Here is an 11,950-nt window from a genome sequence, read left to right on the forward strand (position 1 = left end):
CTCTCGTCCAGGAGACGAGTTCGTCGTGATCACCATCGTAAAGAGCAAGGGCCGGGGCTGGAGAATTCGCCATGCATTATTCTCTCAACCCACTAACCATTTAGGAACTAACGACACGCGACACTAGATGTGACGCGCTGGTAAAGCTCAATACAAACTGCGGTTTTGAATGCCTAGGAGGTATTTTCAGTTGTCTCCCTCCCTTCGTGCTGACGGCAGCATCGTCGTGGGCTACGTGGCTGACGGTCGCGGCTATGACGCACTCGAGCTGGCATGTTTTTTTGCCCGAGGTACCGCATCCAAAATCATCATCGTGATGGTGCTGCCCGAGTCTCGCTTCGCGCGCGAGCCCGGCGTTACCGGTGCCAGCGGCCAGGTTGGTGCGTCCGCGCTGAATCAGGCGCAACTCAAACGGTGGCGCGATGATGCGCTCGCGCGTGTACCGAAGGAGCTGACCGCCGAGGTCGAGTTCCGATACGGGGCGAATGATGCGCGGGGTCTGCTTGACGCGGCCGAAGACCACGACGCCTCGACGATCGTGGTGGGTGCGGCGGCGGGCCGCTTCCTGCGCAGTTTTTCGGTGGGCACTACTGCTAATACGCTGCTGCATTCTTCACCTGTGCCGGTGGCGCTTGCCCCGCGTGATTTCCGCGCCCCGGTGGGGCCGGTCGAGCGCATTACCGGTATCTATGGCACCCGCCCCGGTTCGGAGGCGGTCATTGGGCGCACCGTGCAGCGCGCGATCGAACGCGATATTCCGCTGCGGCTGATTTCGCTCGTGCAGGTAGACCTCATTCGACCCAGCGAGATTCGTGAGGTTTCTGACGAGGCGCGAGATTTCGGCGGTCGTCATCTGGAAGCTGCTGCCGTGGGGATGCTCGAGTCCGGTCGCGCGGTCATCGAGATCGCCGAGGGCCGTGATTTCGAGGATGCGCTCGCCCAGGTGGACTGGCTCGACAACGAGTTTGCCATCCTCGGCTCGAGCCGCCTTGGCGGCGGACGGAGCGTGTTCCTCGGCTCGCGGGCCCACCGCATCCTGCGCACGTTGAAAGTCCCGGTCGTGATCATTCCGAGTGATTTCAAGGGGCCAGAATATGAGGAGGCGCCGACGCGGATTATTCCGGTCGTCGGTTAGCAGTTTTCCCGTGGAAATCGGGGGATTGCTGGCTAAGGTCAGGGCATGAACAACGATTTCTTCAGAGTTGCAGAAAATTCTTCAGCCTCGCGCGCGGGGCCCGTGGGTGATGAAGCCCAACCCGGCACGCTTGCTCCCCGGGTGCGAAGCCGCCGCCGCGCCGGGGTTGGCGTCTGGCTCGGTGTCGTTGCGGCCGCATCCTTGACCTTCGCGCTCGCCGGATGCGCCACGACTTCCGGTGGCGATGCCGGATCGCCCGCGGGCACCTGGGTGAACGGGGATGCGCAGCTCGACCTGGCCGAGGACGGCGCGCTCAGCGGGACGGATGGCTGCAACCAGCTTTCCGGCCAGTGGACTCAGGACGGGGACACCATTGATTTCGGTGATGTGGCCTCCACGATGATGGCCTGTGAAGACGTCGACACCTGGCTGAACGGCCTGCAGAGCGCCACCCAGGAAGGTGACGTGTTGCGCATCCTGGACGCCTCGGGTGCCGAGATCGGAACCCTCAGCCGCAATTAACCCTCAGCGGCGGCGCGGGGGCGACTTTGCGTGATTGGCGCTGTCTGAGCGTAAATCGAGACTGATCGGGATAAACTCGGGCGCGTGAAGATCGCACGCTTCGAATACCAGGACCAACTCGCATACGGCATCCTCGATGAGGACAAGCAGGAATTTGTTCGCCTCATGGGCGACCCCCTGTATGCGGGATTCGAGACCCTCGACGAGCGCATCAAGGTAGAGGATGCTCGCCTCCTCGCGCCGGTCATCCCGCGCTCGAAGGTGGTTGCGTTCGGTCGCAACTACCTCGAGCACGCCCGTGAGATGGGCAACGAGGTGCCGGAGGAGCCGCTGATGTTCCTCAAACCGAACACCTCGATCATTGGCCCGGGCCACCCGATTCGCCTGCCAAAGCAGTCGGAGCGGGTCGAGCACGAGGTCGAACTTGCCGTGGTGATCGGCAGCGTCGCTCGCAATGTCCCCGAGGCCGATGCTCACCAGGTTATTTTTGGTTATACGGTCGCGAACGATGTCACTGCTCGGGACCTGCAGAAGCAGGACGGCCAGTGGAGCCGCGCGAAGGGCTTCGATTCGTTCTGTCCGCTTGGGCCGTACATCGAGACCGAGTTCGATCCGTCCAGCGGCGGCATCGGGGCGAAGGTCAATGGCGAGGTTCGCCAGGTTGGTGACCTGAACCAGCTCGAGCGCACGATCGGTGCGCTGATTGCGTACGCGTCGAGTGTGTTTACGCTGCTGCCGGGCGATGTGCTGTTGACCGGTACGCCCGCAGGAGTTGGACCGCTCGAAGATGGTGACGAGATCACTTGCGCGATCGAGGGCATCGGTAACCTCACGAACCCGGTGGTTGCCGACTAGCGTTCGCGATACACGGGTCAGGATTAAAAGCGGCGTCAGGGGAGATCCCTTGGCGCCGCTTCTTTGACGCTCCGGACGACTCCCGAAACGAACTCGTTGAACTCCACGCATGATGTGGTTAAAGAGCCGCGAGATAGCAGTGAAGTCCTTTGTGAATGTGCCAGGATTTAAGCCACATCTCGTTTCGCTCGCCGGGGCTGGTGAGCAGTAGGAGCTTGCCATGCAATCGATGGTGCAGCGAAGAAACGGTATCCGGCTGCGATCAATGGAGTTCGCCCATTCCCGGAGCGGGGCTCGACGCGCGCCAACACCCTTGGCAAGGATGCGGCGAAACGTCAGCCGGCTTGTCGTGTCGCTGTTTTTTGCCACGGCGATCGTGATGTTTGTCTTCGCTGCACCACACTCGGCCCACGCGACCGATGCGTCCTTTGAGACCGTGTCTGGAGTGGGCGGTCAAGGCATGGTGCATGCCATTGACGTCGCAGTGAACCCGGGTGAGCCCACGGTGTACCCACCTTCTTGTGTGCATGCGGCCGGCGGGCAGACGGTTTGGGAGACTGTGTCCGCCCCGGCGGACAGCGCCGCGATTAGCTACAGCAGCGTGTCGGTCGATGGCGGACAGATGGCAACGATCACCGCCACGCTCTCCTCTGGCTACATATGGGGATCGCTTGCAGCGGGGTGGGTCGTGAGCGGAACGAACACTGTGACGTGGTCGTATCAGCTGCAGTCGGTGGTGTGTCCTGAGAGTGCGCCGCCGCCGGCAGTCGTGTACACACAAGACGATGAGGGTTCGGGGAACGACGGGGTGGATTCGGACTCGGGCGACGTAGACCCATCCACGGGCGGATCGGACTCTGCGGGTGTGGACACGAGCGGTTCGGATGTGGGAAGTGCGGACCCCAGTACCTCGGAAGCGGAGAGTCCCCAGGTAAATGAATCCAGAGCGGAAGATGCCGGTGCGGACGATGCCGGTTCGAGCGTGCATTCTCCCCAAGCATCCTCGCCGGACGTGTCATCGCCGAATGCAAACTCCCCGAATGCATCCTCTCCGGGGGAGTCTGGTGCGCATACTTCTGGCACTCCCGAGGCCGGTGTCGCAGATCGAGGCTTGAGCGGTGCCACGGCGAATGACGCTGCGTCGGATAATAACCACGAGGACACCGGAGACGATGCTGCGGATGGCGGTGAAGGATCGGACGACGCGCAAGCGGATACGGATCAACCCGATGGCGCCAACTCTGACAGTGGCGAGTCGGGGTCAGCGTATTCCAGCGCTGATGATCCAGAAGCAAGTGGGGAAGTGCGTCCGGAAAATGACTGGACTGCCGATTCAGATAGCGAAGCTGTCCCACCGCAAGCTGAGCGTGATCCATCGCCCTATCTGGTGACCACCGGGGTGACGCTGCCGTACGTCTTGATCACCGTCGGATCGGCCCTCGTGTTGACCGGCCTGGCTGTGGTGATCACAGTTCGCCGCCGCGAAGCGTAGCTGGCGGCCTAAGGGAGCTGCCCGAGCGTTTCGATTGCTTCGGCCAGGGTGCGAAGGTCGTTGTTGATGATTCGTTGCGAATTGGCAGAGGGCGTGATGCCTGCGAGTTTGGCGGCAGTCTGATTATCGAGCCCGGCAAGTAGCGACCGGAGTGCCTCGCGCGCGCCCGGTCGGAGGCGGAAAAGCTGCGTGTCGACCAGCCGAGCGGTTGCCACGGTGAGGGGATTCGCCTCCGATCGCTCGTCGCGAATGCCGGTGCGAAGGCCGGCGGTGCCAGGTTCGGCGGCTAGCTGCTCGATTTCCTCGATTGCCGCCCGTGCCCGCCACCAGGCACTGCCATCTTGAATTCCGCGCTCGGCGTCGATGACTTCGACGTCTCCGAGGCCAATCCCGAAGCGAAGTTCAACTTCGCCGAAGAGATTGGCGCGGATGTGGTGACTCGCGCGGAGGGCATCGCCGAGGGTTTCGTAGACGGCTTGGATTTCGTCACCCACGGTGACGCGAAGCGGGTCGAGTGCGGGGATCTTCGTGTTGATCGTCTCGATCGCTGCGAGGATGCGCGGGTGGTTTTGAGTGCGATCGGTGTGGCGGGATGCTACTTGGTCGATCAAGAGTGCCGCGCATGAAGTTAATTCCTTCATTTTACTCATATGAAGAGTTTAGCTTCATTTTTTAGAAGTGAAAGGAATAGCTTAATTCTGCATAAATGAAGCTAGTGCCTAAATGCACCGCTCGGTTCTCCACTGCACCCGAGTCGGGGTGCGGCGGTCAGGAAAAATGTCGCCGGCTCGGATCAGAATGGGGGCATGGATCCAGTGCTCGAGTACCTACTCAAGGCGCTCATCATTGCGGTGTGCGGAGTCGCAGCGCTGCTCGCGAACCCACCGATCCGCTACTTCTTGCGCAAAATCGAGCCGCCGGCACCGAAGGATGACACGCTTGTGCTTGATCCACATAAAACGCTGCCGGGCGGTCGGTGGATCGGTCTTCTCGAACGTGCAGGCACATACGGTTGCCTGGTGGCCGGGTTTCCGGCCGGGCTAGCCTTCATCGTCGCGATCAAGGGGCTCGGGCGCTATCCAGAACTTCGCGCGCAGACGAATCCTCGGGTTGGTGAACTGTTCATCATCGGCACCTTCGCGAGTCTGTTGTGGGCTGCGGCGTTCGCCGGAATCGCATATTGGGGAGTACGAACATGGTAGGAGTCAGCTTCACGCCCGAAGATAGGGCCTTTCTCGACGTCACTGCCCGCGAACTCGAGCTACCGCAATCCATTCTCGAATCTCTACTGCGGCGCTGGCAGGAACCACACCGCAACTACCATGGCGTCACCCACCTTCGCTCAGGCCTTCAGGCACTCGAAAAGCTCGGCGGTAAGCGGCTTGAGCGCATCGCGTTCTGGTGTCACGACGCCGTGCACACGAACACCACCCCGGAGGACGAATTAGCGTCGGTAGAGGTCGCCCGCGCGGTACTCGGGGACGCGCTTCCCGCATCCGAATTCGAAGAAGTCTGTCGACTCATCCTCGTGACGATCGATCACGCACCCGAACGAAGGGATATAGCCGGCGCGAGGATCGCCGACGCCGACCTCGTGGGGCTTGCTTCCGATTGGGCTGAGTACTGCGCGAATGTCGAGGGGATTCGTGTCGAACTGCCGGATCTTGAGGATGCTGCGTGGCGTGAACGCAGGCTGGCCACGGTAGGCACTCTGTTGCGTCACGAACCGCTGTTTCATACGGAGCTCGGCAGATCGCAATGGCAGTCGAAGGCTCGTGAAAACCTGTCGCGGGAACGGGCCGAACTCGAGGCGTCCTAAGGTGACACCCCGCGAAGCGACATTCCGGTGAGGTGAGCCGCAGTGGTGAACCGATCCCGGCCCGCGAACTTAGCCAAGGCTCAGTAGGATAGGAATCACCATGACTTCTGTAGATTCAGCGCCCGTCACGAGCGCATCCGGTTCCGATATTCGAGTTCGTTTCTGCCCCTCGCCGACGGGTACCCCGCACGTCGGGTTGATCCGTACCGCACTCTTTAACTGGGCGTACGCGAAGCACACAGGCGGCAAGCTCATCTTCCGTGTTGAGGACACCGACGCCGAACGTGACTCCGAAGAGAGCTACGAGATGATTCTCGACGCGCTTCGCTGGCTCGGCCTGCATTGGGACGAGGGCGTGGATGCCGGTGGCGAGCACGGTCCGTACCGTCAGTCGCAGCGCGGCGAGATCTATGAAGAGGTCATTCAAAAACTCAAGGATGCGGGCTACCTCTACGAGTCCTTCGCGACTGCGGAAGAGATCGAGGCGCGCAATGTCGCGAACGGTCGCGACCCGCGCCAGGGCTATGACAACTTCGAGCGCGACCTGACCGAGGAAGAGCGCGAGGCGCTCAAAGCCGAAGGTCGCCAGCCGAGCCTGCGCCTGCGCGTGCCCGACGCTGACCTGTCCTTCGACGACCTGGTCCGCGGTGAAATTACCTTCAAAGCAGGTTCTTTCCCGGACTTCGTGGTCGTTCGCCCGAACGGCAAGCCGCTGTACACGCTCGTGAACCCCGTCGATGATGCGCTCATGGGCATTACGCACGTCCTGCGTGGTGAAGACCTCCTCTCCTCGACTCCGCGTCAGATTGCGCTCTACCACGCGCTGATCGCTGTGGGCGTCGCCGACTTCGTGCCGCGCTTTGGCCACCTGCCGTATGTCATGGGTGAGGGCAATAAGAAGCTCTCCAAGCGCGACCCCGAATCGAACCTCTTCCACCACCGCGACCGCGGCTTCCTGCCTGAGGGGCTGCTCAACTACTTGGCGCTGCTCGGCTGGTCGATCGCCCCCGACCGCGACGTGTTCACGATGGATGAGATGGTCGAGAAGTTCGACGTCGAAGACGTGAACCCTAACCCCGCCCGCTTCGACGTGAAAAAGGCCGAGGCGATCAACGGTGAGCACATGCGCCAGATCGACGCCGAAGAGTTCCCGAACCGTCTCGTGCCCTACCTGCAGGCGGCAGAGCTGGTCAGCACTCCGGTCACCGACGAGCAGCTGGCTACGATCCGCGCCGCTTCGCCGCTCGTGCAGGAACGCATGCAACTGCTCGGAGAGGCTCCGGGGCTGCTCGGATTCCTCTTCACCGAAACCGAAGCTCTCGACTACGCCGCAGACGCACTGAAGACGCTCAAGGCCGGAGCTGGCGAGACGCTTACCGCGAGCTACGAGGCGCTCGAGGCGCTCGAAGACTGGGCAACTGAGCCAATCGAGGCGGCGCTGCGTGCGAAGCTGATCGACGAGCTCGGCCTCAAGCCGCGTCTCGCATTCGGTCCGGCTCGCGTGGCGCTTTCGGGTCAGCGCATTTCGCCGCCGCTCTTCGAATCCATGGAGCTGCTCGGCAAGGATGCGACCCTCGCGCGCGTTGCTCGCTTGCGCGATCGAATTGAGAACGAGGGGGCCTAATTGTCGGCGGATGCTTCGGCCGGTTCGGGCGCGAACGATATAGCACCCGAAGACCACTATGAGGTAGTGGTGATTGGCGGTGGCCCTGCCGGTCTGCAGGCCGCGCTCATCCTCGCCCGCCAGCTGCGTCGAGTCCTCGTGCTCGACGGGAACCGGCCGAGGCACTCCGCCACTTTGGAAGCCCACGGCTTCCTCAGCCGCGACAATATTCCGCCGAATGAACTGCGCGCCGCCGGCCGCGAGTCGGTGGAGCACTACGAGACTGCAGAGATCCAGTTTGCGCAGGTCACGCGAGTGCAGCGCGAAGGTACGGGGTTCATCGTCGAAGCGCGCGGAGTGCGCGGTAGTCGAGCGCGGCGCGTGTACGGTGAGCGGATCATCCTCGCGACGGGCCTGAAAGAACACTTCCCGCACCTGCCGATGCTGCGGGCGTTTTACGGCACGCACATCCACTCTTGCGTGGTGTGTGACGCCTGGGGCAAGCGTGATGCTCGCATCGCCGTGTTCGGGGTGCCGGAGGCGAAAACCCTCGCATACCGTGCGGCGCAACTTTCGCGGATCGGTTCGCAGGTGACACTCTTCGCCGATGAGCAGCAGGTGCCCGAGGCGGATGCTCAGCGGCTTCGCGAACTCGGCGTCGAGATTGACCGTCGTGAGCTCGAGGATGCGGTGGGGGAGAAAGCGACCCTCACTGGGATGCGGGTGGTCGGCGGCGATATCGTTCCGGTGGATGCGGCCTTCGTGCTGCCCGGCTACGAGGCACAGTTGAGCTTCCTCGATGCCGATCTGATGCCGCAGCTGACGGATGAAGGCTTGGTTGAAGCCGATAATCACGGCCGCACGGGCATCCCGAATCTGTATGCCACGGGAGAGCTCACGGCGCCGGGCCCGGAAGTGCTGATTATTTCGGCGGGGAAGGGTGCGCGCACCGCGATTGCCGCGCACCGCGACGCGACGGGGTTCTAGTTGGCCACCGACGAACCGCTCGTCGAGCCGATTGAGCCGCGTGCCGGGAAGAGCCTGCGCGATATCGCCTCCGCCTCGCTGGCCGGGGCGACAGCCACCGCATTCGCGACGCTCGCGTTCATGTTCTTCATTGCCTATCCGGATGACCGCTGGTCGCTCGACTACCTCGCGTATACCGTGTTCGCACTGCAACTCACGATGGGTGCGTGGGCGCTCGCGATCCACGCACCGCTGTGGTTGCTGGTTGAACGGCGCGGGCGCGGCAAGTATCTCGCGATGCTTATCGAAGTGCTCATCATGCTGCCGGTGGTGGCGCTCACGCTGCTGACGATGGCTGCGCTCAGCGCGATCAATTTCATTTCGATCGCGGCGCTCGCGGTGATTCCGGTGCTGGTGCTTGCGGGCACGGCAGGGATCGCCTCACGCAATGATCGTATGCGACGCCGCGGCTGGCTCTTTTGGCTGGGCGTGACGGCGGCCGCCTTCGTGATCTGGTTCTTCAGCGGCGTGCTGCCGCGACTGCTCGGTTAATGACACAGTGCCGGTGCCTGCCAACGCAAAGGCAGACACCGGCACTGGGCACGGTCACTACTGCGCGACGAGACGCTACTCGTCCGCCAAGGCGGCCTCGGCCACACTCACGAGGCCCGGCGCATCCAACTGATAGTGCGCGTAGAGACGCTTGGGGCCGGCGATCAGGCTGTATTCGTCCTTGATGCCGTGGCGCACGAGGCGGGCGCGGCTGGGACGCTCGGCCATGATTTCGGCAACGGCGGCACCGAGCCCACCGAGGATGTTGTGTTCCTCGGCGGTGATGATGATGCCGGTGTTCGCGGCGGTCTGGCGTACGAGATCCTCGTCGAGCGGCTTGATCGTGGGCATGTCGATCACGCCGACCGAGACACCCTTCGCTGCCAACTCGACCGCCGCATCCAGCGCCGGTTTGACGAGCGAACCGCAGGCGATGAAGGTGACGTCGGCACCCTCGCGGTGCACGATGCCCTTGCCGAACTCGAAACTCGTGTCCTCGGCGTAGATTTGCTCATCGCGGCCGCGGCCGATGCGGAAGTAGATCGGCTCGGGCCAGTCGGCGGATGCGCGGATCGCGGCGCGCAGCTGCGGGCCATCCGAGGGGGAGACCACTGTCAGTCCGGCGAGGGCGCGCATGGTGGAAATGTCTTCGGTTGCGTGGTGGCTGGTGCCGTAGAAGCCGAGTGAGATGCCGGTGTGGTGGCCGATCAGGCGCACCGGAAGTTTCGTGTAGGCGACGTCCATGCGGATTTGCTCGCAGCACAGCAGGCCCAGGAAGGATGCGAAGGTCGCGACGAACGGCATCGCGCCGGCGGTGGCCATGCCAGCGGCGGCCGAAACCATGTGCTGCTCGGAGATCCCGAACTGCACGAAGCGGTCGGGGTGCTCCTCGGCGAAGCGGTTCAGGCCGTTCGAGTACTGCAGGTCTGCGGTGCCGGCGATGACATTGTGGCCCTCGGCGACGAGATCGCTGAGCCCGAGGGAGAGGTAGTCGAGGCCGGGGTTGAGCGCGTTCAATGCGCGATACTGCCACGAGCCTTCGTCGAGCGTCGCCGAAGTCAGTGGTGTGTGGGCGTCGGGTGCAATTGCGTGAGTCACTTGTTGTCTCCGTTGTCGTTGAGGATCTCGCGGACGGCGCGTTCGGCGTCGGCGGGGGTGAGGTAGCCGAGGTGCCAGCCGGGTTCTTCTTCCATGTGCTGGACGCCTTTACCCTTGAGGGTCTTTGCGATGATGCAGGTGGGGATGCCGTCGGGCTCGCGGTCGTGGCATTCGATGAGCATTTCGCGCACGGCCATTACGTCGTGACCGTCCACTTCGAGGACGCGCCAGCCGAAGGAGCGCCACTTTTCGGCGATGGGCTCGACGCCCATGACCTCGTCAACATTGCCGTCGAGCTGGTAGCCGTTGCGGTCGATGATCGTGACGATCCGGTCGAGCTTGTGGTGTGCGGCGAAGAGCGCGGCCTCCCACACCTGGCCCTCTTGGAGCTCACCGTCGCCGATCATGGTGAACACGGTGAAGTTGCGTCCCGCCATGCGGCCGGCGAGTGCCATGCCGATGCCATTGGAGAGCGCGTGCCCGATTGAGCCGGAGCTGAAGTCGATGCCCGGAATCTTGGTCATGTCGGGGTGGTCGCCGAAGGCGCTGCCGAGGTGAGCGTAGTTGTCGAGGTCGCTCATCGGGAAATAGCCGAGATCGGCGAGGATCGGGTACATGCCGACGGCGGCGTGGCCCTTACCGATCGTGAACCGGTCACGGTCGGGGTGGTTGGGCTCTTCGGGGTAGAGGTTCATGACGTCGTAATAGAGCGCCGCGAAGATTTCGGCTGCCGAAAAGACTGAGCTGTAGTGGCCGGTTTTGGCGATTTCGATGAGTCGCACGGTTTCGGTGCGGATGAATTGGGCCCGGTCCTTGAGGTGGGCCTCGATTGCGGCGAGGTCTTGGGTCTCGTAGTCCGGTTGGGATGGTGCGGGTGTCGTCGGGGTTTCCGGATGCGTCGTTGAAGCCATGGTTAAAACATACTACTCACTGGTCAATCTGTCCACTGAGTAAGAAAAGTAGAGATTCTTGAACCTGAGGCAGACTTGAGGTCTATGAGTACCGCGCCCGCATCGAATCAGAACCGTTCCTTTGGGCTGCTCGATTGGGTGCTCCTGATCGGTACCGGTTCGATGTGGGGTGCCGGGTTCCTCTTCGTGCGGCTCGGGTTGGTCGATCTCGACCCGCGCACGATTGTTTGGGGGAGGCTCCTGCTCGGCGCAATCATCGTCACGCTGATGCCGCGAGCCTGGCAGACGCTCAAGCACCGGCGTGACTGGTGGCTGGTGGTTCTGCTCGCGCTGGTGTGGATGGCCTTACCGTTCATGCTGATTGCCTTCGCGCAGCTCACGATTGACTCGGCGCTCGCGGGAATGATTAACGGAATCGCGCCCCTTGTGACCGCCTTGGTCGCGGCACTGGTGTTCCGCATCCGCCCTTCGAAAACGCTCGCCGCTGGACTCACGATTGGTTTCCTCGGCATCATCATCGTGCTGCTGCCTTCCCTGAACGGCAGCGCGAGCGTGGGCGGAATCCTGATGATGCTGTTGGCTTCGACCTTCTACGGGATCGCGTTCAACGTCACCGGTGTGCTGCAGCAGCGTGGGAATGGGGCGCTCGCGGTGGTGTGGCGAGCGCTGCTTGTTGCGACCGCAGTCACGACGCCGCTGGGGATTCTCGGGCTCGGGAATTCCTCGCTTACCTGGGGTGGCATCGGCGCCGTCACGGGCCTCGGAGTGCTGTCCACCGGAGCCGCGTTCATCACCTTCCAGCTCCTGGTTGGCCGGGTCGGGTCATCGCGAGCATCCATTGCTACGTATCTGACCCCGGTGGTGGCCATGCTGCTGGGCGTGATTGTGGTTGCCGAGCACCTGCATCCGGTGTCGATCGGCGGCATGGTGCTGGTGCTCCTCGGCGCCTATCTGGCTTCGAAGGGCCGAAAAGTGCCGGGGAGCTCGGATTAATTAC

13 protein-coding genes are annotated in these 11,950 nt (G+C 62.8%); 10 read left to right on the forward strand and 3 right to left on the reverse strand.

Annotated features, from left to right (window positions below; translation table 11 throughout):
• The first annotated feature begins 190 nt into the window (after nucleotides 1-190).
• The 4 genes from F8O05_RS14395 to F8O05_RS14410 all read left to right on the forward strand — a co-directional run bounded on the left by F8O05_RS14395 (nucleotide 191) and on the right by F8O05_RS14410 (nucleotide 4,004).
• Entirely contained in the window at nucleotides 191-1,135 is a 945-nt protein-coding gene (locus F8O05_RS14395; protein ID WP_192497212.1) for a universal stress protein, read from the forward strand.
• 45 nt (nucleotides 1,136-1,180) lie between these two features.
• Nucleotides 1,181-1,657 (forward strand): META domain-containing protein, encoded by a 477-nt coding sequence (locus F8O05_RS14400; RefSeq protein WP_158053451.1) that lies wholly within the window; start codon nucleotides 1,181-1,183, stop codon nucleotides 1,655-1,657.
• A gap of 84 nt (nucleotides 1,658-1,741) precedes the next feature.
• Nucleotides 1,742-2,512 (forward strand): fumarylacetoacetate hydrolase family protein, encoded by a 771-nt coding sequence (locus tag F8O05_RS14405; protein ID WP_158053452.1) that lies wholly within the window; start codon nucleotides 1,742-1,744, stop codon nucleotides 2,510-2,512.
• A gap of 349 nt (nucleotides 2,513-2,861) precedes the next feature.
• Nucleotides 2,862-4,004, forward strand: coding sequence for a hypothetical protein (locus F8O05_RS14410; RefSeq protein WP_158053453.1), 1,143 nt, complete (start codon nucleotides 2,862-2,864; stop codon nucleotides 4,002-4,004).
• An 8-nt stretch (nucleotides 4,005-4,012) separates the two neighbouring features.
• Here F8O05_RS14410 and F8O05_RS14415 read toward each other — a convergent pair whose 3' ends face one another.
• On the reverse strand, nucleotides 4,013-4,615 hold the full coding sequence (locus tag F8O05_RS14415; RefSeq protein ID WP_192497213.1) for a SatD family protein: 603 nt from the start codon (nucleotides 4,613-4,615) through the stop codon (nucleotides 4,013-4,015).
• A gap of 195 nt (nucleotides 4,616-4,810) precedes the next feature.
• Here F8O05_RS14415 and F8O05_RS14420 point away from each other — a divergent pair, with 195 nt between their 5' ends.
• From F8O05_RS14420 to F8O05_RS14440, 5 genes are all read left to right on the forward strand, one after another.
• On the forward strand, nucleotides 4,811-5,206 hold the full coding sequence (locus F8O05_RS14420) for a hypothetical protein (protein ID WP_158053455.1): 396 nt from the start codon (nucleotides 4,811-4,813) through the stop codon (nucleotides 5,204-5,206).
• On the forward strand, nucleotides 5,200-5,823 hold the full coding sequence (locus F8O05_RS14425) for an HD domain-containing protein (RefSeq protein WP_158053456.1): 624 nt from the start codon (nucleotides 5,200-5,202) through the stop codon (nucleotides 5,821-5,823). Before F8O05_RS14420 ends, F8O05_RS14425 begins: the two co-directional genes overlap by 7 nt.
• Nucleotides 5,824-5,923: 100 nt before the next feature.
• Entirely contained in the window at nucleotides 5,924-7,447 is a 1,524-nt protein-coding gene (gene gltX, locus F8O05_RS14430; RefSeq protein WP_158053457.1) for a glutamate--tRNA ligase, read from the forward strand.
• Nucleotides 7,448-8,413 (forward strand): NAD(P)/FAD-dependent oxidoreductase, encoded by a 966-nt coding sequence (locus tag F8O05_RS14435; RefSeq protein WP_158053458.1) that lies wholly within the window; start codon nucleotides 7,448-7,450, stop codon nucleotides 8,411-8,413. It abuts the gene before it with no gap.
• Complete coding sequence (locus F8O05_RS14440) at nucleotides 8,414-8,944, forward strand: hypothetical protein (RefSeq protein ID WP_158053459.1); 531 nt, start codon at nucleotides 8,414-8,416, stop codon at nucleotides 8,942-8,944. It begins immediately after the preceding gene.
• A 75-nt stretch (nucleotides 8,945-9,019) separates the two neighbouring features.
• Here the strand turns inward: F8O05_RS14440 and F8O05_RS14445 are convergent, their stop codons facing one another.
• The gene (locus tag F8O05_RS14445; RefSeq protein WP_225735940.1) at nucleotides 9,020-10,042 is read right to left on the reverse strand and encodes a transketolase family protein; all 1,023 of its coding nucleotides are present in this window, start codon (nucleotides 10,040-10,042) and stop codon (nucleotides 9,020-9,022) included.
• Complete coding sequence (locus F8O05_RS14450) at nucleotides 10,039-10,953, reverse strand: transketolase (protein ID WP_158053460.1); 915 nt, start codon at nucleotides 10,951-10,953, stop codon at nucleotides 10,039-10,041. The genes F8O05_RS14445 and F8O05_RS14450 overlap by 4 nt, the downstream gene beginning before the upstream one ends.
• A gap of 84 nt (nucleotides 10,954-11,037) precedes the next feature.
• Here F8O05_RS14450 and F8O05_RS14455 point away from each other — a divergent pair, with 84 nt between their 5' ends.
• Nucleotides 11,038-11,946: a DMT family transporter gene (locus F8O05_RS14455; RefSeq protein WP_158053461.1), complete on the forward strand. Its 909-nt coding sequence runs from the start codon at nucleotides 11,038-11,040 to the stop codon at nucleotides 11,944-11,946.
• Nucleotides 11,947-11,950 lie beyond the last annotated feature (4 nt).

Source organism: Gulosibacter chungangensis (assembly GCF_008831155.1).
Lineage (GTDB): Bacteria > Actinomycetota > Actinomycetes > Actinomycetales > Microbacteriaceae > Gulosibacter > Gulosibacter chungangensis.

Coding starts and splice junctions, on each gene's coding strand:
- F8O05_RS14420 (WP_158053455.1), top strand. CDS start 4,811: ATGGATCCAGTGCTCGAGTACCTACTCAAGGCGCTCATCATTGCGGTG.
- F8O05_RS14455 (WP_158053461.1), top strand. CDS start 11,038: ATGAGTACCGCGCCCGCATCGAATCAGAACCGTTCCTTTGGGCTGCTC.
- gltX (WP_158053457.1), top strand. CDS start 5,924: ATGACTTCTGTAGATTCAGCGCCCGTCACGAGCGCATCCGGTTCCGAT.
- F8O05_RS14425 (WP_158053456.1), top strand. CDS start 5,200: ATGGTAGGAGTCAGCTTCACGCCCGAAGATAGGGCCTTTCTCGACGTC.
- F8O05_RS14400 (WP_158053451.1), top strand. CDS start 1,181: ATGAACAACGATTTCTTCAGAGTTGCAGAAAATTCTTCAGCCTCGCGC.
- F8O05_RS14450 (WP_158053460.1), bottom strand. CDS start 10,953: ATGGCTTCAACGACGCATCCGGAAACCCCGACGACACCCGCACCATCC.